Raw genomic sequence first — 23029 nt, 5'->3', positions numbered from 1 at the left:
ATTTTATGGATGATATTTCTAATCAACAAGTAATAAAAAACGTTCAACAAGAATGTTATTAAAAATAACATTGATTACTATTTAATAACGGTGTTATTACTTTAAATAGAAAATGAGTAGGGCATTTTTATTTTAAAAAGCTATATATTGGTATTAAAAAACAACAACACCTGAAAAATATTTACTCATAATCAAAATCTATTTAATCCAAAATGATCGACTAAGAAAATAATGATGAATAACGGCTATCAATGGGACAAGTAACATTTTGTTCTATATGGTTTTTTATTTATAAATTGTAAGTTTTTATTATGGAATTATTATAATTACCTTATTTTTGTAATGTTTTCTACGAATGTATTTATGCGTCAGTGGAATTCTGCAAAACTTTGTTTCATAATACTTTTCTTAGATTTGTTGAACAATCAAATTACAGTAAAGCAGTGGGTGGTTATGAAGGAATAGGAATAGATTATATTGTGATATGACAGTATTAAAGACAGATATTAAAAATATAAACATTGTAATTTGTGGCATAGCGCCAAAAAAATGCATTATTTATTGATGTAGATCATACTTGGTGCTGTCGATATCTTGCGGTGATATTTTATTTGATAAATATCAAAGCAAAACTATTAATAAATACTTTGAAGATTATTGCTGATATCTGTAATATTAGCCTTGACTTTATTAGCTGTAGAATAATAACAGTAAAACAATATTTTTGATACAAAGCTGCAACAAATAAGATGGCCGTTATTATCAATACGATAAATGCGATCAGAAATATCACCAATATTGCGGTTTGTTATCTACGATTGGCTAAGCCCAATAATCGGTACACTGTGTAGTACTGCGCCAGTCAGCTGGTGAAAAAAGGAGTTATCAATGTTCACTGATGTCGTCGAACTATCGCGGTTACAGTTCGCATTTACTGCGATGTATCACTTTTTGTTCGTTCCCCTGACTCTAGGTATGGCTTTTTTACTTGCCATTATGGAGTCAGTTTATGTTATGACAGGCAAGCAAATCTATAAGGACATGACAAAGTTCTGGGGTAAGCTTTTCGCGATTAACTTTGCATTGGGTGTGGCTACAGGCCTATCCATGGAATTCCAGTTTGGTACAAACTGGGCTTATTACTCTCATTATGTTGGTGATATTTTCGGTGCGCCTTTGGCTATCGAAGCCCTGATGGCGTTTTTCCTTGAATCCACTCTAGTCGGTATGTTCTTTTTTGGCTGGGATCGTCTATCAAAACGTCAACACCTTACAGTGACATGGTTAGTTGCATTAGCATCTAACTTCTCTGCATTGTGGATCCTAATCGCTAATGGTTGGATGCAAAACCCTGTAGGCGCGGATTTCAACTATGAAACCATGCGTATGGAAATGGTGAGCTTTGCAGAAGTTATCTTTAACCCTGTTGCTCAAGTTAAATTCGTTCATACCGTAGCTTCTGGCTATGTTTGTGGTGCGATGTTTATTCTTGGCGTAAGTTCATACTACATGCTTAAAGGGCGTGATATTGCCTTTGCTCGTCGTTCATTTGCAATTGCTGCTGCTTTTGGTCTTGCATCAATCGTTTCTGTAATGATTTTGGGTGATGAATCAGGTTATGAACTAGGTGATGTTCAGAAAACAAAATTAGCAGCAATTGAAGCTGAATGGCACACTGAACCCGCACCGGCAGCCTTCACCGCGTTTGGTTTCCCGAATCAAGAAACAATGGAAACAGATTACGCAATTAAGATTCCATATCTAATGGGTATTATTGCAACGCGTTCACTTGATACTCAAGTAATGGGTATTCGTGATCTTAAGAAGCAACATGCGGTACGTATTCGTAACGGTATGGTGGCATATGGTTTACTTGAGAAATTACGTTCAGGTGAAAGAACACCAGCAAATGTTGCAGCTTTCAATGAAGTAAAAGGTGACTTAGGTTATGGCTTATTATTGAAGCCGTACACTGATAAAGTTGTTGATGCGACACCAGAGCAAATTCAAAAAGCTGTTGATGACTCAATTCCACGTGTATGGCCGCTATTCTTTAGCTTCCGTATCATGGTGGGTGCAGGCTTCCTAATGTTTGCCATTATTGGTGCTGCATTTGTACAGTCTTGCCGTCATAAAATCACAGGTAACAAGTGGGTACTTAAAGCTGCATTGTTTGGTATTCCATTACCTTGGATTGCAATTGAAGCGGGTTGGTTTGTTGCCGAGTATGGTCGTCAACCATGGGCTGTTGGTGAAATTCTACCAGTACATATGGCCGCATCAAATCTTGAACCATCACAATTATGGTTCTCGCTAGCTGCAATTTTCGGACTATATACTCTGTTCTTGATTGCTGAAGTGTACTTGATGCTTAAGTTTGCACGTTTAGGTCCAAGTAGCTTGAAAACAGGTCGTTATCATTTTGAGCAAAAAGATACAGCACAAGATGTGGTTTCACGTCAGGTTGAAGTGTAAGCAGGGAGAAACAGAATAATGTTTGATTATGAAAGCTTGCGAATCATTTGGTGGGTACTAATTGGTGTATTGTGCATCGGTTTTGCAATCACAGATGGTTTTGATATGGGCGTCGGTATGCTGTCACCAATTATTGGTAAGACAGATAACGAACGTCGTGTAATGATTAACTCAATTGCACCGCACTGGGATGGTAACCAAGTTTGGTTGATCACCGCGGGTGGTGCGTTATTTGCAGCATGGCCATTAGTTTACGCAACGGTATTCTCTGGTTTTTACGTTGCAATGATTTTAACATTAGCCTCTCTTTGGTTACGTCCGTTAGGTTTTGATTACCGTTCTAAGCTGACTGATCCAAAATGGCGTGGCTTATGGGATAAAGCAATCTTTGTTGGTAGCTTTGTACCGCCAGTTATTTTTGGTGTGGCTTTTGGTAACTTAATGCAAGGTGTACCGTTTGAAATAAACGAATTTATGATGACGACGTATACTGGGTCATTCTTTGGTTTATTGAATCCGTTTGCCTTACTTTGTGGTGTTGTTAGCCTATTGATGGTTATTACTCAAGGTGCAACTTTCCTACAAATGAAAACAACGAATGCTATCCATGCGCGTGCGCGTAATGTTGCAGCAATCTCTGCAATATTAATGGCTGTTGTGTTTATCATTGCTGGTTTTGTCTCTCAAGGCATTAATGGTTATGTGATTACATCTCAAGTATTACCAAATGTAGCATCAGATCCATTAACGAAAGACGTTGTTCGTCAAGTGGGTGCGTTATTCATTAACTACCATAACTACCCAGTATTGTGGATTGCTCCAATCATTGCTGTCGTTATGCCTTTACTAACAGCGTTATGTTCTCGCGCTGAACGTGCAGGCTTTGCTTTCTTGTTCTCAAGCTTAACGGTTTTAGGTGTGGTGTTAACGTTTGGTTTTGCAACATTCCCATTCATTATGCCATCAAGCTTAAATCCAAATGTAAGTTTGACTATTTGGGATGCAACATCATCTGAATACACATTACAGATTATGACAGTAGTAGCATTTGTTATGGTACCTGTAATCTTGGCTTACACCTCATGGTGTTACTACAAAATGTTTGGTCGTCTTGATACTAAATATATCGAAGACAACAAGACTTCACTGTACTAAGGAGTAGACGAACTATGTGGTATTTTGCTTGGATTTTAGGTATTTTACTGGCTTGTTCATTCGGTATTGTCAACGCATTATGGCTTGAAACGACTGAAAATATGGATAAAGACAGTGAGTAAGATAGATCGTGCGGTTAAGCTAATTCATGCACCTTTGAGCGTGTTACCTCTTAAATTATTAGCAGTAGTAATGGCGTTGACTATTACTGGGCTATTAATGTGGGAACCGCATCAATTTGCCAAAGATATTGGTGGATTCAGTGCAGGTTTAGCACCGTTGATGATTTGGGCAACCTGTAGCGCAATGGTATTTGGCATGGGTTTTGTTCCTCATCGATGGTATTTTCAGGTGTTCTTTACACCGTATATCGCACTGCCTATATTGCTTTATATTCTCGGATTACGTTTTTTATAACACTTAATCTGTAGAGCTAAAAAGCCTGTTACCGTAATGGAACAGGCTTTTTTTATAGGAGTAAATTGTAACCATTTTTAACAATTCGGTTTTAATGCATGATAACTGAACAGAATTGTGATTTGATTGTCAGAACCTACTGACAAATTTCATTTTTCAGTTAAATGCGGTTATCTATTCGCTCCATGATAACTATCAACGGATGACTTAGGGTATAGTAGTGTCAAGCGCGATTGTTAGTACCGTGTAGGCATGACGGTTATGGATACTAAATGAAAGAACAAGATATTTTTAAATGGCCGATTACCATTTATTATGAAGATACAGATGTTGGCGGGGTGGTCTATCACGCTAATTACTTGAAATTTTTTGAACGAGCTCGAACTGAGTTATTACGTTACATAGGCTTAAATCAGCAGCAATTATTTGCAGATAAAATGAGTTTTGTTGTACGTAGCATGAATATCGATTTTATTCGTGGTGCTAAATTAGATGATCAACTGGTTGTTAATACCACGATTGAAAACGCACGTCGTGCATCAATAACGTTTAATCAAGAGCTGGTTAATGATAATAATGTAGTATTTTGCCGTGCCGTTGTAAAAATTGCTTGTATTGATCCAACCATCATGAAACCAATAGCGTTACCTGCACAATTAAAGCTGGAGAACAATTAAGTGAACTCAGAACTAACCATTTTAGACCTTTTTTTACAAGCAAGTTTGTTGGTAAAACTGGTTATGCTTATTTTACTTGGAATGTCGATTGCTTCTTGGGCAATGATCATTAAGCGTTCACAAGTTTTAAAAAGTGCTGAACGTAATGCAACTCAATTTGAAGACCGATTTTGGTCTGGTATCGATCTTTCGCAGCTTTATCAAGAAGTACAACAACGTAAAGATGATCTTTCTGGATCTGAGCGAATTTTCTATTCAGGTTTTAAAGAATTTGCGCGCTTACATCGCAGTAATGGCCGTGTGCCTGAAGCGGTAATGGAAGGTACTGGACGTGCTATGCGTGTTTCACTATCAAAAGAAGTTGATGAGTTAGAAACCAATTTACCATTCCTTGCTACTGTTGGTTCAATCAGTCCTTATATTGGTCTTTTTGGTACCGTATGGGGCATTATGACGGCATTTATTGCTCTGGGTGCCGTAAAGCAAGCAACATTAGCTATGGTAGCTCCAGGTATTGCTGAAGCTTTGGTTGCGACAGCGATGGGTCTATTTGCTGCAATTCCAGCAGTTATGTTTTATAACCGCCTTACTAACAAAGTGACTAAACTTGAACATACTTATGCCACTTTTATGGAAGAGTTTTCAAGTATTTTACACCGTCAGGCATTTGCAGCGAATCAGGAGTAATAAGCAATGGCTTATCAACCGAAGAAACGCAAAATGACGGCAGAAATCAATGTCGTCCCTTATATTGACGTTATGTTGGTTTTATTAATTATCTTCATGGTTACAGCACCGTTTGTAAGCCAAGGAGTTGATGTTGATTTACCTAAAACACAGACTTCTGAAACAATCGCACAGTTAAACCAAGATAACGATACACCTCCTATCATTGTTGAAGTTGATAAAGATGGCAATTTAGGGGTGAGCATCAATAATGATGATATGGCGCATGGCTTGAGCCTCGATGAATTAATTGCTCGAGTAAAAGCAGAGCTTGCTAGCAATCCTAAAACGTTAGTAATGGTTGGGGGTGATGGACGCACACCTTATTCAAATATAGTCGAAACCTTGGATGCGCTAAGCCATGCTGGAGTTGGATCGGTAGGTTTAATGACTGATCCATTAGATAAGCCTGGAAATTAAGGCATGAAAAAGAGTAATTATTCGACATCAGTCATTATATCTGTCTTCGTACATGCACTGTTTATTGTGCTGTTATTATGGGGTGCTGATTTTACCTTCGATAAAAAACCATCGGTCGGTAATACTATTCAAGCGACGATGATTGATCCTGCTATCTTGAATCAACAAGCTCAGCAAATTCGTCAACAGCGCCAAGCAGCAAAAGATGCAGAACAAGCTCGTCAAGCCCGTTTAAAGCAACAAACTGAAGCACTTGAAGCACAACGTAAAGCCGATGCCGAACGTATCCGTCAATTAAAAGAGGATAAGTTAACGGCTGAAAAGGCAACCCGTGAAGCGGAAAAACAACGTCAATTGCAGCAGCAACAAGCTGAAGAAGCTAAGGCGAAAGCAGAAGTTAAAGCGAAGGCAGACGCTAAGGCGAAAGCAGAAGTTAAAGCGAAGGCAGACGCTAAAGCGAAAGCAGAAGTTAAAGCGAAGGAAGACGCTAAAGCTAAGGCAGATGCTAAAGCGAAGGCAGACGCTAAAGCGAAGGCAGATGCTAAAGCGAAGGCAGACGCTAAAGCGAAGGCAGATGCTAAAGCGAAGGCAGACGCTAAAGCGAAGGCAGACGCTAAAGCGAAGGCAGACGCTAAAGCGAAGGCAGACGCTAAAGCGAAGGCAGACGCTAAAGCGAAGGCAGACGCTAAAGCGAAGGCAGACGCTAAAGTGAAGGCAGATGCAAAAGCCAAAGCAGACGCTAAAGCCAAAGCACAAGCTAAACAAGACGCAGCACTCAATGATATGTTTTCAGGACTAGAAGCTGAAAATGAACAACGAGGTGGTGCGCGAGGTAAGCATATTGCTGATGAAGTGGCACGTTATGGCACTATTTATAAGCAAATGATTCAACAAAATCTATTGGTTGATCAAAGCTTTAAAGGTCAAGAATGTAAATTAACCTTACGTTTGTCAGCGAATGGTTTAGTGTTAGATGTTTCACAGTTAGCGGGAAATAATACGCTTTGCCGTGCTGCTAAATCTGCAGTATTACAAGTAAGTGAATTTCCGATGCCAGATAACCCTGATGTGGTTAAACAATTACGGGTTATTAACTTAACGGTTAGTCCGTAGTCATTGTTAAATACAGACTTTATTTTTGCCGCAACAATAGTTGCGGCTTTCGTAACTATAAGGAGCGATTGATGAAACGTTGGATGATAGGTATGTTTTTTGCCTTATTAAGCGTTAGCCAATTTGCACATGCAGCACTAGATTTAGTCATCACTGATGGTGTTGATTCCGCTCGCCCAATTGGTATTGTGCCTTTTGAATGGCAAGGCACAAATAAATTACCGACTGATATCTCAGCTATTATAGCTTCTGATCTACAACGTAGTGGTAAATTTAGTCCAATAGCAAATAGTAAATTACCTCAACGTCCTTATAATGAAAGCCAAATTAATTATAGTGCTTGGACTAAATTAGGTGTTGATGCTGTCGTGACGGGGAGTATTACTCAAAATGCCGAAGGTAATTATGTCATTAGCTACCAATTGGTTGATATTGTTAAAGGTAAGTTGAATAGTGATGCTCAAGGTACCGCGAGTGATTACTTACTGTTAAATAACCGTGCTGTCGTAAAACCAAATCGTATGCGTCAATATGCACATCGTATCTCTGATATGGTTTATCAAAAGCTGACTGGTGAGCGTGGTGCATTTTTAACACGTATTGCTTATGTTGATGATAATCAAGGCGCGCAATTTCCGTATCAATTACGTGTTGCCGATTATGACGGTTATAACGAGCGTGTCGTTTTAAAATCAAAGCAACCATTGATGTCACCAGCATGGTCTCCTGATGGCAGTAAGTTAGCTTATGTAAGCTTTGAAAATGGTAAAGCTGAAATTTTCGTGCTGAATATTTATAAAGGCACGCGTGAGCTTATTGCTAACTACCCTCGTCATAATGGCTCACCACAATTCTCACCAGACGGCACTAAGCTAGCGATGGTGTTATCAAAGACAGGCAGTTTACAGATTTATATTAAAGATCTTAAAACAAAGCAATTACGTCAAATAACCCATGGACGTGCTAATAATACTGAAGAAATTTGGACGCCTGATGGTAAATCAATGTATTTCACGTCAGATCGTGGTGGACGCCCACAAATTTATCATCTTGATTTAGCCACAGGCGAGACACAACGTGTAACATGGCAAGGTAGCCAAAATATGGGGGCGCAAATTACCCCTGATGGTCGTTTTTTAGTGATGGTTAACCGTTCTGATAGTGGCTATAACATTGCTAAGCAAGACTTAAAAACTGGCGCCGTTCAGATTTTAACGAAAGCAAAATTAGCAGAATCACCAAGTATTGCACCTAATGGCAGTATGATTATTTATAGCTCAGCACAAAATAATAGTTATGAATTGTCTCTAGTGTCTATTGACGGTCGATTCCAAGCACGTTTACCTTCAACAAGTAAACGAGTACGTGCACCAGCTTGGGGTCCATTCCTATAATAGGATTATAGAACAATAATATATCCAATTAATGGGTATTACTGAATGATGAAGGATGAAAATAGATGCAACTTAACCGAATTTTAAAAGGCTTAGCCATTGCGTTACCAATGATGACATTGGCAGCATGTAGTTCAACAGACAGTGCTGGTACTTCTGCTGGATCTCAAAACCAAACTGGCAGTGTTGAAATGGGTGGTGTCGGTGGTCTTAATGGCGCAGGTCAAACCTCTATTTCTACATCACTTTCTCAAAGTGGTGCGATGACTGAACAGCAATTGCATGAACAACAAATGCAAAAGTTGCGTCAAGAAGAGCAAACAGTATTCTTCAAATTTGATAACGCTGAAATTCAACCAGCATATCAAAACATGCTAGAAGCTCATGCTGAATACTTACGTAACCATCCAAATACAAAAGTGGTTGTTCAAGGCCATGCTGATGAACGTGGTACACCTGAATACAATATTGCATTGGGTGAACGTCGTGCCACCGCTGTTGCTCAATACCTGCAAGCGCTAGGTGTATCAGCAAATCAAATGTCTATCGTTAGTTATGGTGAAGAAAAACCACTATTGTTTGGACATACTGATGCGGATTATGCGAAAAACCGCCGTGCAGTGATCGTATACTAATTAAGATTTAGGTTGATAATTATGAACAGTAACAAAATAATGCGTCAGTTTGCATTAGTGTTGCTGGTTGGTGCGGCGACCCAAGTGGTCGCCGCGCCTGCTTCAGCGGCTAATTTACAAACATTAGAGCGTATGTTGGAAGCACAAGGGCAATCACAATTGCAGGTTCAACGTCAGCTAGATCAAATGTCAGTTGATATTGATGATATTCGTGGCAAAGTTGAACGTAATAGCTACGATATTAAGCAGATGAAAGAACGTCAACGACAGTTATATAAGGACGTTGATCAGTTAAGTCGTCAGCCTGCAAAAACAGCACCAGCAGCGAAAGAGACAGCCAAAGCACCGACAGAAGCCTACTCTAAAAATATGAGTGAGAATGATGCTTATCAAAATGCTGTGAATTTGATTTTGAAAAAGAAAGATTATCAAGGTGCAACCCAAGCATTTGAGTCTTTTTTAACCACTTACCCTGATTCTGTGTATAAGCCGAATGCGAGCTATTGGTTAGGTCAGTTGCATTTTTCTCAAAATGATTTAGCTCAAGCGGCAAAGAATTTTACAGTTGTTGCTAGTATTAAAGATTCAAGTAAACGGGCTGATGCATTGCTAAAGCTTGGTGTTATTGCTGAGCGTAACAATGATACTGTTAAAGCGATGTCTTACTATACGGAAGTTGAGAAAGAGTACCCCAACTCAACTAGCGCGAAGCAAGCACAGTCTGCGTTAACAAATTTATCAAAGCACTAAAATTGTTGTTTTAATATTTTAAAAACCTGCATTTTTTGTGGGTTTTTTTTTATCTTTTATTGGTTGTTAATAAGAGCTTATCGGCTTTTATTTGATGAATAATAGAAGGCTCAAAAATGCCCTTGTAATAATGAAAACTATCATGGAATTTACTGTTTTTTTTGGTATTATGCGCATCTATGAAATGAGTAGCTGTTGCTGCTCTATGTAATGTTATTACTATGGATAGTTGGAGTTATTTTGTTAAGTCAAAAAAAAATATTATGTTACTCATTGATCTCTATTTCTGGCTGGCTGTTTGCTGCTTATTTAATGTTTACACATCTAAATAATGATCGTAGTTTCATTAACGATAAGATCACCGAGAATGCTTACAATATTGTTTCCCAATCATTACAAGATAAAAAAACAGATCCAGAAATTATCGCGCAAATTCAAGAATGGTTTGCAAAAGGATGGACAGCTCAAACGGGTTCTGTCACTACAATTTGTGATAATGATCGTGACAAATTAAAACGTATTCTTTCTGATTCTGCCATCGTAACAATCTGCCGTTTACGTATATAACTACCGAGGTTATTTTTATGAATAAATTAATGTCGGTATTCTTAGTTTTATTGGCTTTGTCTGGGTGGATCACTGGAGGCATCTTTATGTATGGCGTAAAGATGAATCAAGAGAATGTCACTAAAATGGCAGGGGAGAATGCGTTTAATATTATTGATCAATCGCTGCACCATACCAATTCAGAAGCCACTATCTTAGCTAAAATTAAGCAATGGAAACAAGATGGCTGGACAGCACAAACAGGCTCAATTACTACCTTATGTCAAAATGATCCTCAACGATTTAGTCATTGGGTTACTGTGAAGAATATTTCTAAAATTTGTAAACAGGCTCAATAGGTTAGATAAATGAATATCTTTATGATTGTGATGCTTATCTTTTTCTGTGTCATGACGGTTGTTTCTTATATCTATTTGTTGATGTCTTTTGATGAGAAAGAGCAACACTTATATTTTGATGACAAGACTAAAACCGTTTTTTGTGATGGTAAAAAAATAATTTCAGTACGTGATGGTAGTGGAAACTATCGATTCATAAAGTATATTTTTGAACATACAGATAGGCCTATTTCTGTTACCGAACTTGAGGCCCATGTTTTTTTTGGTCAAAACGTAAATATAGTGAAAGTGTTGAGTAATACTCATTTACCGAAAGAAATTATTAGCACGTTTTTTTGTGTTTCAAAAAATAGTCTAACATTTAAAAATAAAGCCTTTCTCAAGTGAGAAAGGCTTTTCGGCTTAATTTATAATAATGTGCCGTAAGGGCTAGCTTGATGATAGTTATAGACATTCATCAATGTCTCACCTCTTCTACAGGTAGTTAAATCAGTGCGTTACAGCGATAAGATATTATTTAATATAGTAAGCTTTAAAACTGTGATGCATATCAATAATATTTTTTCTGAGATGTTCTCAGAGAATTCTCAAAATAAAATTGATAAGTTTTCACTTTTATATATACGTCTTAGAAATATAATGCGCAAAAGTCGTATTTTATGTGTATGTGCTGTTATACAAGTGTCATTGGTTAATGATGATATTTCAAAAATCATGCGTATAATGATCAAACACGTAAGGAATGCTGACGAGCAAATGAATAATGAATATTACATTTGATCCATCGGAAATGGTCTATCCATTTCCACCTAAACCAGCGCTATTATCGGATAATGAAAAGCAGGTTTACATTACAAAAATCAAGCAACTGCTAAAGAGTAGCAATGCAGTATTGATTGCACACTATTACACCGATCCCGAGATTCAGGCCCTAGCTGAAGCGACGGGTGGTTTTGTCGGTGATTCTCTTGAAATGGCGCGCTTTGGTAATCAACATTCAGCAACAACTTTGATTGTTTGCGGGGTGAGATTTATGGGCGAGTCAGCAAAAATATTAACCCCTGAAAAAAAAGTATTAATGCCAACCTTAGAGGCTGAATGTTCACTCGATCTTGGGTGTCCGGTTGATGCATTTACGGCGTTTTGTGATCAGCATCCTGATCATACAGTAGTGGTTTATGCAAATACTTCTGCCGCAGTGAAAGCACGGGCTGATTGGGTAGTAACATCGAGTATCGCGTTAGAAATTATTGATCATCTCGATAGCGAAGGTTGTAAAATCATTTGGGGCCCAGATCGCCATCTTGGTGGTTATATTCAAAAGCAAACTGGCGCTGAAATGTTACTGTGGCAAGGGGAGTGTATTGTGCATGATGAGTTTTCAGCACAAGCGCTAAAACAGATGAAGCATCTACACCCTGACGCGGCTATTTTGGTGCACCCTGAATCACCAGCTAGTGTAGTTGCACTAGCAGATGCTGTTGGTTCAACGAGTCAATTAATAAAAGCGGCAACAACATTACCGCAAACTAAATTAATTGTGGCAACCGATAAAGGTATCTTCTTTAAGATGCAGCAAATGGTGCCAAATAAAGAATTAATTGAAGCGCCAACAGCGGGGGCTGGGGCGACATGTCGTAGCTGTGCACATTGCCCGTGGATGGCGATGAATGGTTTGAAAGCCATTTATACAGCTTTAGCTGAAGGTGGTCAGCAACATGAAATTTTTGTTGATGAAGCTATTCGAGTGAAATCACTTGTTCCACTCAACAGAATGTTAGATTTTGCAGCTGAGTTACAATTAAAAGTAAAAGGTAATGCGTAAGTAATTACTTACTGTAACAAAAGAAAAGGCGATCCGTTCTGATACTCATTTGAGTTAACAGAATCGATTCGCCTTTTTTATTGCTATTTCAGTCAACTATTACTGGGCGGCAACTAATTGTGCCCCACGTTGTGTTAGGCCACATAGCATAACGGGAATCGCGTTGAAGATTTCTTCAAACTGCGCCAATGCGTCTGCGTTTTGTTCTTTAAGTGCTTCTAATGCTGTTTCAGGATCAAATAACAAGCTAAAAGAAAGTAATACGCCACCAAGTAGGGCATTATCTTCACTTTCTGGCGGCATTATTGTCTCCCAGTCATCACGTGCTAATTGCCAACCTTGTAACATACCTTCACAGAAGTTGCTGGTTACTTCGGTAACAATCTGACTATCGTCTAATGCACAGCCTTCAGGCCATTGCCAAGTGCTTTCAAATAATGCAGCGCGAGCTTCGTTCCAGATTGCAATGATTGCTTTTGCGTAATTTTCTAAGTCTTCATGGTTATCGAAAGGTGATGTTTCTTCGCCACCCCACATAAACGCTAACCATTCTGTAGGATCAATCAGGTGTGGTGCTGCTGCCATGGCAGTAACAAAGCCACGAGTTTGTGATTCAGATAGCAATTGATCTGCTAGTTGAGAGTTTTCCAGGATAGTACTTAGTTGTGAAGGCATAAAACAATCTCAGCTTAATAATGATTAAGTGTTCAGGTGCGTTAACTATACATGCATGACTGAACTTTATACCACTATTGTAACAGTCTCTTGGTAACAACCTAGTAATGGTCAAAGATATTTATCATCTTGTGTCAAAAAAGACGGACAAAGTGCAGTTGCTGACATTAAATTGCTTATTGTTGATTTTAATTAAAACATGAAGCTTTCACTAATAACATAATTCTTAATTACGTAATGTCTTTGCGGTATTAAACCGGTTTAAGTGTCTCATAATTTTACTTATGGTTAAGGTGAAGCAATGTATAGCGAACAGTTTATGATGTTATTGGCCGTATTTGAGCGCGCCGCCTTAATGTTGATGACATTATTTTTATTAACGCGTACCCAATTGTTTCAATCTATCGTTAAGAAAACCCATCGACGGCCTGTTGAAACCGCGATGATCTCTGCATTGTTTATTATATTTGCGGTGTTTAGTACTTATACAGGTTTAAATGTTGATGGTTCACTGGTTAATGTACGTATTATTGCAGTGTTATCTGGTGGTATTATTTTTGGGCCATGGATAGGTATTCCTGCGGGTATTATTGCGGGCATTCACCGTTATTTAATTGATATTGATGGCCCTACATCAGTAGCGTGCTTAATCACGAGTATTTTTGCTGGTTTATTAGCAACCTGGATTCATTGTAAATGTGCTAAAAAAAATTATGCCCAATTAGGTATTTTGGCGGGAATGTGCTGTGAAATACTGACGATGGTATTGATTGTGTTGCTATCACACAATAAAACACTGGCTTACAATATTGTGACACATATTAGTTTCCCTATGATCCTTGGTACATTATCGATTGGGTTAATTATTAAATTAGTCCAAGATCTCGATGAAGAGCAAGATCTTATTGCCGCTCAACAAGCAAAGCTAGCCCTTGATATTGCGAATAAAACCTTACCTTATTTTCGTATTAACAACCGTAATGCCCTACAAAAAGTATGCAGTATTATTCGGTTTTATACGGATGCTGACGCTGTAGCAATTACTAATACGCAAGATGTACGTGCTTATGTTGGTCGTGGGGAAGAGCACTTTTTAGATGCGCACCATAAAATCAGCCAAATGACTCGCCAAGCAGTAGAAAGTGGTGAACAAATAATAAGTAATAACCTCAATGTACATAATTTTCATTCATTACTGATTATTCCACTTTGGGAAAATGGTGAGGTAAGTGGCACACTTAAAATATTTTATTGTCAGCCAGATCATATTCGAATGTCATTGCGTGAAATGGCGATTGGTTTATCACAAATCATATCTACCCAGATGGAGGTTTCACGTATTGAACAGCTAAAGCAAATGGCAGCAAAAGCCGAATTTTCAGCCCTGCAAAGTAAAATAAATCCGCACTTTTTATTTAATGCACTTAACGCGATTTCAACGTTAATTCGTATTCGTCCAGATGAAGCTCGGCAGCTGATTGCAAATTTAGCCGATTTTCTACGTTACAATTTAGAACGAGATGTTGAATTGATTGATATTCAAGAAGAAATCCAACAAGTTCGAGATTATGTCGCTATTGAACAAGCACGTTTTGGTTCAAAACTAGAGGTGGAATTTGATATTGATGATGTCCATCCTCGCATACCATGCTTATTGATTCAGCCATTAGTTGAAAATGCTATTTTACATGGTATTCAACCTTCTCGTGTGGCTGGAAAAGTTGTTATTTCAGTAAAGAGAAGAGTGGATGATGTGGCGATTACGATCACTGATACTGGTGTTGGTATAAGTCAAAAAATAATCGATAAATTATACCAAAGCAAAATAGATTCACACCATATTGGACTCAATAATGTCCACCAACGGTTATTATTACTCTATAGCGATGGACTGCATATTAGTCGGCTTGAGCAAGGAACTAGTATGCAATTTTTTGTAAAAGAACAGGATTGATATCATGCAACTAAATGCCTTGATCGTGGAAGATGAATATCTTGCTCGTGAAGAGTTAACTTATTTAATTGAAAAACATAGCACTATTAATATTGTTGCTGCGTTTGATGATGGACTGGATGCCTTTAAATTTTTACAATCTAACAAGGTTGATGTTGTTTTTTTAGATATTAATGTTCCATCAATTGATGGCATGTTGTTAGCGCGTAATATTGCTCAATTTTCTCATAAGCCTCAAATCGTATTTACAACAGCTTATAAAGAATATGCAGTCGATGCTTTTGAATTAGAAGCGGTTGATTATTTATTGAAGCCACTTAACGAGCAGCGAGTAATCGGCTTATTAGCTAAGTTACAGGCGCGGGCTCAAGAACAAGAACCCCCGCAAGTTACGACAAATATACGTAGTCATACTATTAATTTAATGCTTAATAATCATATTCATGTTACTGCGATTAGTGATATTTGCTGTGCCATTGCTAATGAAAAAGTGACCCATGTTTATACTGCTGAAGGGTGTTTTGTGGCACCGATTACGATAAGTGAATTAATGCTACGTTTACCAACGAGTGATTTTTTCCGTTGCCACCGATCTTACTGCATAAACATTAATGATGTTAAAGAGATCATTCCATGGGTTAATAGTACTTATATGATCAAATTAGCCCATGTTGAGCCGCATATTCCTGTGAGTCGTAGTAATCTAAAAGCTTTTCGGTGTTTAATGCAGTTGTAAATGCTAACTAATGATTAGCGGCAAAATGCATTTCATGCCGCTATATTGCATTTTATTCCTCATACGTTACCACTGATTTTATTGTTTTTTTACCCTCTTGTTATCTATGGTTATTGTCGTATTTTGGTGAACAGCAGCAAGGCAATCTGCAATATGGCCTTGAGTATTTCACCAAAAAAGGATGTCACCATGACCAATCAACTTACCAGTCGCAGCCGTTATTTTACGTTGCTGGGTACCATCATTACTCAGTTTGCTTTGGGTTCAGTTTATACATGGAGTTTATTTAACGCTCAGCTTGCAGGTAAATTATCTGAGCCAGTCAGTCGTGTTGCTTTTTCTTTCGGTATTATGAGTTTAGCCTTGGCGGTTGCATCATCAATGGCGGGTAAAATGCAAGAACGGTTTGGGGTGCGTAATGTCACTCTTGGTGCCGGCATTTTACTAGGGGTAAGTTTATTACTCACAGCGCATGCTACCAATATTTGGTTGTTATATATATTTGCTGGCCTGTTAATTGGTTTTGCTGACGGTACCGGGTACTTAATGACCTTGTCTAATTGCGTAAAATTCTTTCCTGAGCGTAAAGGGTTAATTTCAGCCTGTGCTATTGGTGCATATGGTTTAGGTAGTTTAGGTTTTAAATTTATTAATATGTATTTTCTTGAGCATAATGGTTTAGAAAGTACCTTTGATTACTGGGGCATTATTGCAATGGTCATGGTTATCATTGGTGGCTTAATGATGAAAGATGCACCTAAACAACAAGTATCTGCCACAGAATCTGCTGCTGAAGTGCGTGATTTTAGTCTTTCACAATCTATGAAATGTCCACAGTTTTGGATGCTTGCTTTAGTTTTCTTGACTGTTTGTATGAGTGGTCTGTATGTCATTGGTGTTGCCAAAGATATTGGCCAGGGTTACGTACACTTATCATTAGACGTTGCTGCTGCCAGTGTTGCTATTATCGCTATTGCTAATCTAAGTGGACGCTTAGTGTTAGGTGTTCTATCTGATAAAATGGCACGTACAAAGGTTGTGGCTATTTCATTAGTGGTGTGTTTAACCGGCGTGTGCGCATTACTATTTGCTCATCAAAGCCAGATGAGTTTTTATATTGCGGTTGCCTGCATTACCTTTAGTTTTGGCGGCACAATCACCGTATTCCCTTCATTAGTGAGTGATTTCTTTGGTCTAAACAATCTGACTAAAAATTACGGTATCATTTACTTAGGGTTTGGTGTCGGTAGTTTTATTGGTTCGATTGTTGCTTCTATCTTTGGTGGTTTTATTGCGACGTTCTATTTAATGTTTGTCTTATTAATTGTTTCACTCATTATCGCGCTAACCATTAAGTTACCTAAATTACCGCAGCCATCTTTAGCGTAATAAGTTAGATAAATACATACAAATAACTAATCCGAATTTAGTGTTAAATTCGGATTTTTACTTGTTGCTACTTTGTTATATCAAAGAAATTAACAGTGACAATTAAATGCTTTAATGGTTACTTTTATACCAGATAAAAAACCTATTTTTAACCAAAATAGCAGTTATTTACTCGAAACCAATATTAAATACAGAACCTTATTTTATATAAAAGCTGTTCTAATGCGCACATAAACTGCATGGTGTTAGTTAGATAGCTTTAAGTAACGTTAACCATGATAATACTGGTCGATTTTGCTAGAGTAAGGGGAGTGAATGTCTGTTGTTAAAGTGCCATTTAAGGTTAGAAATGCCGCTGCGGATATATTTGCAATGGTGGTGTTTAGCTTTGTTACTGGAATGATGATTGAAGTTTTTATTTCAGGGATGTCGTTTGAACAGTCATTAGCATCGCGTACGCTATCAATACCGATTAATATTGCGATTGCATGGCCCTATGGCATGTTCCGTGATTATATTATTGGTTGTGGCCGTAGGTTGTCTCCTGCACGATGGATGAAAGGCATATCAGATATGGTGGCCTATGTTGTGTTTCAGTCACCTATCTACGCGTGTATTCTATTTGCTGTAGGCGCAAATAAAGAACAAGTTATTGCCGCGGTAATGAGTAACATCTTAGTGTCAGGCGCACTAGGCGTCGTTTATGGTCAGTTTCTTGAGTTATGCCGCAGAATGTTCCGTGTTACTGCGTGCGCTCAACCAACAATTTAAATAGTTTTTACCGTTATTTGAATTTAACAAAAGCACCCATGAGGTGCTTTTGTTGTTTTTAAAGAGGAGAAATTAGAGCTTTTGGTACAAGAACAGTGCAATTCGCAGTATAAGTCGGCAAATAGAAAAAACTCACATAAAAACCCTTGACCCTGATCCCATAAATCAATATATTACACGCCGTCGACAAGCAAAGCGTTGTTGGCAACAATGTGGTGAGGTGTCCGAGTGGCTGAAGGAGCACGCCTGGAAAGTGTGTATACGGCAACGTATCGAGGGTTCGAATCCCTCCCTCACCGCCATATCTCTTTTAAAGAGATATAAAAATTGGAGAGATGGCTGAGCGGTTGAAAGCACTGGTCTTGAAAACCAGCATACGTTTATAGCGTATCTAGGGTTCAAATCCCTATCTCTCCGCCACATTCAAGAAAGCCGTTAGCGAAAGTTAACGGCTTTTTTACGTCTGAATGAAAGTGGGTGATTAGACCGAGTAAGTAAAGCAGGGTTCAAATCCGCTAATCCTCGAAGCAGCTCCGCCACATTCAAGAAAGCCGTTAGCGAAAGTTAACGGCTTTTTTACGTCTGAATGAAAGTGGGTGATTAGACCGAGTAAGTAAAGCAGGGTTCAAATCCGCTAATCCTCGAAGCAGCTCCGCCACATTCAAGAAAGCCGTTAGCGAAAGTTAGCGGCTTTTTTACGTCTGAACTTTCCCCCGTCATTCCCTACAGGAGGTTACGAACGAGATAGGGAATCTACTATTAGCATGTCGTAAGGTTACTATTTACGTTGATGTTTAAGCATATTTTTATTGGCATCTTTAATGCTCAATGGCGCGGTGAATAGATCACGGATAGCTCATGTTTCGCTTTCGATATGACAGACAATAACCCGTCAAATAGCCCCATTAATCCTCCATAAATACACTCGTCATCCCCATAAAGGAATATCACTAACTGAGTACAGGCTAAATAAGCTAAAATGACAGCAATTATTTTAGTTTTGAGCCCTGTATATTAATGACCACTATTACAACACCAGCCAACTTTGCAGAACTTGGCCTTATTCCGCCTTTGTTAGCACGATTAACGGAGCTGGAATATCAACAGCCAACGCCTATTCAAGCACAAGCTATTCCGAGTGTATTAGCGGGACGTGACTTAATTGCGGGGGCAAATACAGGTTCAGGCAAAACGGCAACCTTTGCTTTGCCGTTGTTACAACAGTTACATCAAACTAAAGCCTCTGAGAATAAAAATGCGAAAGGTAATTATGTTACTGGTCTTGTTTTAGTTCCCACCCGTGAGCTGGCAAAACAAGTTGCAGATAGCATTAAATCTTATGCGACACATTTCAACGGTGCTATTAAAACTGTTGCTGTGTTTGGTGGCGTATCAGCTAACACCCAAATGCTAGCTCTACGTGGCGGCACTGATATTTTAGTAGCAACTCCAGGTCGCTTATTAGATTTGATTTCAAGTAATGCCATAAAACTTGATCGGGTTAAAACCTTAGTACTTGATGAAGCCGATCGTATGTTAAGTCTTGGCTTTACTGAAGAGTTGTCTGCGTTACTAGCGTTATTACCTAATAACAAGCAAACATTATTATTTTCAGCGACGTTTCCTGAACAAGTTAAGCTATTAACTCAAGCATTACTTAACGATCCTGTTGAACTGCAACTACAAAGTGTCGATGCAAGCACATTAGTACAACGTGTTTTTACGGTTAATAAGGGCGAGAAAACCGCAGTATTAGCTCATTTAATTAAACAACATCAATGGCGTCAGGCGCTTATTTTTGTTAATGCTAAAAATAGCTGTGAGCACTTAGCGGATAAACTGTCTAAGCGTGGCATTATCGCTGAAGTATTTCACGGAGATCGCGGCCAAGGTGCGCGTACTCGAGTATTAGAAGCGTTTAAGTCAGGTGAAATTGACGTATTAATTGCCACAGACATTGCTGCTCGTGGTCTTGATATTGAAAAACTGCCAGTGGTGATTAACTTTGATTTACCACGTAGCCCAGCAGATTATATGCACCGCATTGGTCGTAGTGGTCGTGCTGGTGAAGTTGGTCTAGCACTGTCATTGATCGATTATGAAGACAGCCATCACTTTAAGGTTATTGAGAAGAAGAATAAAGTTCGACTTGAGCGTGAACAAGTTGAAGGTTTTGAAGTTGATGAATCAGAAGCTTTATTAGCAGTAGCAAAGCCAATGGCAAAACCTGAAGGTACGGGTAAAAAGAAACGTAAAAACAAACCAGCACCTATTGATGACTTCTGGTCATAAGACGAATCATTAGACTGATCGCTTGTTGTTATTAATACATTAACTAAAAAATCCCTCGCTAGCCATAACGAGGGATTTTTTTATGGTACTAATAATGGTGTGAGTTGCAACGGTTTACTTAGTTAAGTCGGGCTGCCATTGCTTGTGATTTATCAGCAGTCATTACAAAGTGAAGTGTTCCACCTGCTTTTATTTCACTGTGCTCAAAGCTATTAAATACATTCAGAGGTTTACCGTTAATCCGTACAGATTTCACATACTTATTGTCACTGCTATTATTATCAGCCGTGATGGTGAAATCACCCGTTGGTAGTTTGATTTTTACCTCATCAAAAATAGGGCGACCAATGGTGTAAGTTGGATCCGTTGGTGTTACCTGATAGAAGCCCATTGCCGACATAATGTACCATGCTGACATTTGACCGACGTCTTCATTACCAATGATACCGTCAGGGGTTGGCTTATAGAATTCCTTGTAAACTCTATCGAGGTATTCTTGGGTTTTCCAAGACTCATTGGTACGGTTATATAAGTAAATCACGTGGTGTGATGGCTCGTTACCGTGAATATATTGCCCAATAAAGCCGGTCATATCTTGATGGTTTTCACCGCCATTGGCATCGGCTGTGAATAAATCATTCAACTTAGTATTAAATCCTTCAGTGCCGCCCATGACCTCGGTTAGCTTGTTAATATCTTGCATGAACGTCCACTGCCATTGCCACGCATTACCTTCAGTGTACCAATAAGCATCAGAGCTATATGGATTAAAGACATCAGAAGCGAATTCTTTTTCACAACTGTTTAATTTCACCGGTACAAAGAAACCTGCGTCTTTATCCCAATGATTTAAAGACCAATAGGCGCGATCGTTAAACTCTTTATAAGCGGCGTCATCACCGGCTACTTTTGCCATTTGAGCAATTGTCCAGTCATAGTATGAAAACTCTAAAGCATAAGAGACTGAGTTCCAGTTAGGTAAACCAACGCACTTATCACGTTCGTAATAACTTAACTGACCTGCCATCACGGCTTGCAAAGTATGATCAGGAATTTGAGGGAAGTCATATGGACGGTAATAAGCTGATTTCTTTGCCGCTTCTAAGGCATCTTTAGCATTAACATCAAGACCTTTGACGACCGCATCACCAATAATCGCGGTGGCAGGATAGCCAATCATAGTACCCGTTTCTTCACCATAACCTTCCCACTTTGGCAGTAGTCCTGTTTCTTGTGATTTACGGATCAAGTCATTAGCTAAGTCAGTTGCATGTTGCGGATTAGTAATGGTTAGCAAGGGGTGAACAGCACGGAAAGTATCCCATGTTGAATAAACAGAATAGTTTTTATAACCGTCTGCTTGACGAACACTGCCCAGTAAGTCGCGGTAACGACCATCAACATCTTGATATTCAACCGGGGCAATCATTGCGTGATACATCGCAGTGTAGAAATTGGTTTTCTCAGCGTCAGAACCGCCTTTTACTTGAACCGTAGCCAGTTCTTTTGCCCAAGCAAGTTCAGCATTGGCTTTAACGTTAGCAAAATTATAGGTTGGCGTTTCGGCTGCTAAGTTCTTTTGTGCGCCATCCCAATCGACAGGAGAGAGAGCGACACGCATTTCAATTGGTTGATCACCTTTACCAAAATCAAGGTAAGTTATTTGTTCTTTATTTGGACTATTGATTGAGCCGTAAACTGCGCCCATTTGCATGTCCATTGCTTCGCCACCATCACGAGCAATCAATGCATGAGCAATTGGCTGATTAAATTGGGCATAGAAGAAGATATCTTGACCTTGGAACCAACCTGTAGAAACACGACGACCCCGAATGGTGTATTCATCAACCAATTCAACCCGGTTTTGCAGAGATTCACCATTGTTGGCGGCTAGCGTGTGGGCAAGGTCAAGTTTGATTTTACGATCAGCGCCTTGCTGATAGGTATAACGATGGACACCGACACGGGTTGTGGTGGTTAATTCTGCTTTAATGTTGCCATTATTTAATACCACGGAGTAATAACCTGGTGATGCGGTTTCAGTTGCTTTATCAAAGGCATTATTTTCACGGTTAGCGTCATCAGAATACGGTAACACCAGAATATCACCAAGATCTGTTGCCCCTGTGCCTGAAAGGTGGGTGTGAGAAAAACCATAAATATTTAAATCTGTTGCTAACACATCCCCTGCAACGTAATCACTTGCATCCCAATAACCTGATGCTGAATGCCATGGGTTTTGACCTGTTTCAGTATCGGTATTCGTCCCTTTAAAGGTATCTGGACTTAATTGCACCATACCGCGAGGGACTACGGCACCGGGGAATGTGTGTCCTGACGCTGCAGTACCAATCATAGGATCAATATAGTTTAAAACGCCCATATCAATAATGGGTGTTGCCGGTAGGGTGACTTCAGCTTGGGTTTGATTATTGTTGTCGTTATTACACCCAAATAAGCCTAATGACAAGACCAGTGAAATAGCAATTGGAGTCAATTTAAACGTCATAATGTTCCACCTAACAAATATGTAGTGCAGGAATTTTCACATCGACCAAGAGTGAACATTCTCAAGAGGTAAGAGTAATAAGATGCTGTGTTAATCGCATAGTAGGGGGGAATCACTGTGGTAGTAAGATGATAAAACAATCATTTACTGGACTTTTGTACCGATTAAATTGAAACGTGATACTGCTTCATGGGGCGTTTAAGCAGAAATA

Annotated in this window: 22 protein-coding genes and 2 tRNA genes; 22 read left to right on the top strand and 2 right to left on the bottom strand. The window is 38.9% G+C overall.

All coding sequences use genetic code 11. The annotated features are described in order from the left end of the window. The first annotated feature begins 888 nt into the window (after positions 1-888). The 15 genes from cydA (at position 889) to nadA (ending at position 12492) form a co-directional block, all read left to right on the top strand. Positions 889-2475: a cytochrome ubiquinol oxidase subunit I gene (gene cydA / locus ACJZU6_RS11315; RefSeq protein ID WP_080156795.1), complete on the top strand. Its 1587-nt coding sequence runs from the start codon at positions 889-891 to the stop codon at positions 2473-2475. 18 nt (positions 2476-2493) lie between these two features. Then, complete coding sequence (cydB, locus tag ACJZU6_RS11310; protein WP_408900285.1) at positions 2494-3630, top strand: cytochrome d ubiquinol oxidase subunit II; 1137 nt, start codon at positions 2494-2496, stop codon at positions 3628-3630. Positions 3631-3644: 14 nt separating this feature from the next. Beyond that, complete coding sequence (gene cydX / locus ACJZU6_RS11305; protein ID WP_080156793.1) at positions 3645-3752, top strand: cytochrome bd-I oxidase subunit CydX; 108 nt, start codon at positions 3645-3647, stop codon at positions 3750-3752. Further along, a complete protein-coding gene (locus ACJZU6_RS11300; RefSeq protein ID WP_235865856.1) occupies positions 3745-4047 on the top strand; it encodes a cyd operon YbgE family protein in 303 nt (100 codons plus the stop codon). The genes cydX and ACJZU6_RS11300 overlap by 8 nt, the downstream gene beginning before the upstream one ends. A gap of 272 nt (positions 4048-4319) precedes the next feature. Then, a complete protein-coding gene (ybgC, locus tag ACJZU6_RS11295) occupies positions 4320-4724 on the top strand; it encodes a tol-pal system-associated acyl-CoA thioesterase (RefSeq protein WP_080156792.1) in 405 nt (134 codons plus the stop codon). Further along, positions 4725-5411, top strand: a complete 687-nt coding sequence (tolQ, locus tag ACJZU6_RS11290; RefSeq protein ID WP_080156791.1) for a protein TolQ — start codon at positions 4725-4727, stop codon at positions 5409-5411. It abuts the gene before it with no gap. Between the two features lie 6 nt (positions 5412-5417). Continuing rightward, entirely contained in the window at positions 5418-5870 is a 453-nt protein-coding gene (tolR, locus tag ACJZU6_RS11285; protein ID WP_080156790.1) for a protein TolR, read from the top strand. Positions 5871-5873: 3 nt separating this feature from the next. Continuing rightward, complete coding sequence (gene tolA / locus ACJZU6_RS11280) at positions 5874-6983, top strand: cell envelope integrity protein TolA (RefSeq protein ID WP_408900284.1); 1110 nt, start codon at positions 5874-5876, stop codon at positions 6981-6983. Positions 6984-7054: 71 nt separating this feature from the next. Beyond that, positions 7055-8377: a Tol-Pal system beta propeller repeat protein TolB gene (tolB, locus tag ACJZU6_RS11275; protein ID WP_408900283.1), complete on the top strand. Its 1323-nt coding sequence runs from the start codon at positions 7055-7057 to the stop codon at positions 8375-8377. 65 nt (positions 8378-8442) lie between these two features. After that, on the top strand, positions 8443-9012 hold the full coding sequence (gene pal / locus ACJZU6_RS11270; RefSeq protein ID WP_080156787.1) for a peptidoglycan-associated lipoprotein Pal: 570 nt from the start codon (positions 8443-8445) through the stop codon (positions 9010-9012). A 21-nt stretch (positions 9013-9033) separates the two neighbouring features. After that, complete coding sequence (gene ybgF / locus ACJZU6_RS11265) at positions 9034-9762, top strand: tol-pal system protein YbgF (protein WP_080156786.1); 729 nt, start codon at positions 9034-9036, stop codon at positions 9760-9762. Between the two features lie 240 nt (positions 9763-10002). Next, positions 10003-10329 carry a hypothetical protein gene (locus ACJZU6_RS11260; protein WP_144396171.1) on the top strand — a complete coding sequence of 109 codons (327 nt, stop codon included), beginning with the start codon at positions 10003-10005 and terminating at the stop codon, positions 10327-10329. Positions 10330-10346: 17 nt separating this feature from the next. After that, positions 10347-10667: a hypothetical protein gene (locus tag ACJZU6_RS11255; protein WP_408900282.1), complete on the top strand. Its 321-nt coding sequence runs from the start codon at positions 10347-10349 to the stop codon at positions 10665-10667. Between the two features lie 9 nt (positions 10668-10676). Beyond that, entirely contained in the window at positions 10677-11054 is a 378-nt protein-coding gene (locus ACJZU6_RS11250) for a hypothetical protein (RefSeq protein WP_080156783.1), read from the top strand. A gap of 376 nt (positions 11055-11430) precedes the next feature. After that, positions 11431-12492 (top strand): quinolinate synthase NadA, encoded by a 1062-nt coding sequence (gene nadA, locus ACJZU6_RS11245; RefSeq protein ID WP_408900281.1) that lies wholly within the window; start codon positions 11431-11433, stop codon positions 12490-12492. A 99-nt stretch (positions 12493-12591) separates the two neighbouring features. On the opposite strand, the gene ACJZU6_RS11240 is transcribed toward nadA, so the two are convergent. After that, positions 12592-13167, bottom strand: a complete 576-nt coding sequence (locus tag ACJZU6_RS11240) for a UPF0149 family protein (RefSeq protein ID WP_080156780.1) — start codon at positions 13165-13167, stop codon at positions 12592-12594. 301 nt (positions 13168-13468) lie between these two features. On the opposite strand from ACJZU6_RS11240, the gene ACJZU6_RS11235 reads away from it, so the two are divergent. From ACJZU6_RS11235 to ACJZU6_RS11205, 7 genes are all read left to right on the top strand, one after another. Next, positions 13469-15121, top strand: a complete 1653-nt coding sequence (locus tag ACJZU6_RS11235; RefSeq protein ID WP_235865854.1) for a LytS/YhcK type 5TM receptor domain-containing protein — start codon at positions 13469-13471, stop codon at positions 15119-15121. A 4-nt stretch (positions 15122-15125) separates the two neighbouring features. Beyond that, the gene (locus tag ACJZU6_RS11230; protein WP_080156779.1) at positions 15126-15857 is read left to right on the top strand and encodes a LytTR family DNA-binding domain-containing protein; all 732 of its coding nucleotides are present in this window, start codon (positions 15126-15128) and stop codon (positions 15855-15857) included. Between the two features lie 189 nt (positions 15858-16046). Further along, positions 16047-17246, top strand: coding sequence for an OFA family MFS transporter (locus ACJZU6_RS11225; protein WP_408900280.1), 1200 nt, complete (start codon positions 16047-16049; stop codon positions 17244-17246). A 315-nt stretch (positions 17247-17561) separates the two neighbouring features. Continuing rightward, positions 17562-18017: an L-alanine exporter AlaE gene (locus ACJZU6_RS11220; protein ID WP_080156777.1), complete on the top strand. Its 456-nt coding sequence runs from the start codon at positions 17562-17564 to the stop codon at positions 18015-18017. A gap of 214 nt (positions 18018-18231) precedes the next feature. Further along, positions 18232-18319 (top strand) — tRNA-Ser (locus ACJZU6_RS11215). A gap of 27 nt (positions 18320-18346) precedes the next feature. Then, positions 18347-18437, top strand: a tRNA-Ser gene (locus tag ACJZU6_RS11210). A gap of 597 nt (positions 18438-19034) precedes the next feature. Then, a complete protein-coding gene (locus tag ACJZU6_RS11205) occupies positions 19035-20309 on the top strand; it encodes a DEAD/DEAH box helicase (protein WP_408900279.1) in 1275 nt (424 codons plus the stop codon). Positions 20310-20427: 118 nt separating this feature from the next. Here the strand turns inward: ACJZU6_RS11205 and ACJZU6_RS11200 are convergent, their stop codons facing one another. After that, positions 20428-22818: a GH92 family glycosyl hydrolase gene (locus tag ACJZU6_RS11200; RefSeq protein WP_408900278.1), complete on the bottom strand. Its 2391-nt coding sequence runs from the start codon at positions 22816-22818 to the stop codon at positions 20428-20430. Positions 22819-23029 lie beyond the last annotated feature (211 nt).

The organism is Photobacterium piscicola, assembly GCF_046058925.1.
GTDB classification, from domain to species: domain Bacteria; phylum Pseudomonadota; class Gammaproteobacteria; order Enterobacterales; family Vibrionaceae; genus Photobacterium; species Photobacterium piscicola.
Note: the sequence above shows the minus strand (reverse complement) of the source record. Positions and strands in the feature narration are given on the sequence as shown.

Coding starts and splice junctions, on each gene's coding strand:
- ACJZU6_RS11235 (WP_235865854.1), top strand. CDS start 13,469: ATGTATAGCGAACAGTTTATGATGTTATTGGCCGTATTTGAGCGCGCC.
- ACJZU6_RS11255 (WP_408900282.1), top strand. CDS start 10,347: ATGAATAAATTAATGTCGGTATTCTTAGTTTTATTGGCTTTGTCTGGG.
- nadA (WP_408900281.1), top strand. CDS start 11,431: ATGAATATTACATTTGATCCATCGGAAATGGTCTATCCATTTCCACCT.
- tolR (WP_080156790.1), top strand. CDS start 5,418: ATGGCTTATCAACCGAAGAAACGCAAAATGACGGCAGAAATCAATGTC.
- ACJZU6_RS11250 (WP_080156783.1), top strand. CDS start 10,677: ATGAATATCTTTATGATTGTGATGCTTATCTTTTTCTGTGTCATGACG.
- ACJZU6_RS11200 (WP_408900278.1), bottom strand. CDS start 22,818: ATGACGTTTAAATTGACTCCAATTGCTATTTCACTGGTCTTGTCATTA.
- cydB (WP_408900285.1), top strand. CDS start 2,494: ATGTTTGATTATGAAAGCTTGCGAATCATTTGGTGGGTACTAATTGGT.
- pal (WP_080156787.1), top strand. CDS start 8,443: ATGCAACTTAACCGAATTTTAAAAGGCTTAGCCATTGCGTTACCAATG.
- tolB (WP_408900283.1), top strand. CDS start 7,055: ATGAAACGTTGGATGATAGGTATGTTTTTTGCCTTATTAAGCGTTAGC.
- tolA (WP_408900284.1), top strand. CDS start 5,874: ATGAAAAAGAGTAATTATTCGACATCAGTCATTATATCTGTCTTCGTA.
- ACJZU6_RS11220 (WP_080156777.1), top strand. CDS start 17,562: ATGTCTGTTGTTAAAGTGCCATTTAAGGTTAGAAATGCCGCTGCGGAT.
- ybgF (WP_080156786.1), top strand. CDS start 9,034: ATGAACAGTAACAAAATAATGCGTCAGTTTGCATTAGTGTTGCTGGTT.
- cydX (WP_080156793.1), top strand. CDS start 3,645: ATGTGGTATTTTGCTTGGATTTTAGGTATTTTACTGGCTTGTTCATTC.
- ACJZU6_RS11240 (WP_080156780.1), bottom strand. CDS start 13,167: ATGCCTTCACAACTAAGTACTATCCTGGAAAACTCTCAACTAGCAGAT.
- ACJZU6_RS11205 (WP_408900279.1), top strand. CDS start 19,035: ATGACCACTATTACAACACCAGCCAACTTTGCAGAACTTGGCCTTATT.
- ACJZU6_RS11225 (WP_408900280.1), top strand. CDS start 16,047: ATGACCAATCAACTTACCAGTCGCAGCCGTTATTTTACGTTGCTGGGT.
- ACJZU6_RS11230 (WP_080156779.1), top strand. CDS start 15,126: ATGCAACTAAATGCCTTGATCGTGGAAGATGAATATCTTGCTCGTGAA.
- cydA (WP_080156795.1), top strand. CDS start 889: ATGTTCACTGATGTCGTCGAACTATCGCGGTTACAGTTCGCATTTACT.
- ybgC (WP_080156792.1), top strand. CDS start 4,320: ATGAAAGAACAAGATATTTTTAAATGGCCGATTACCATTTATTATGAA.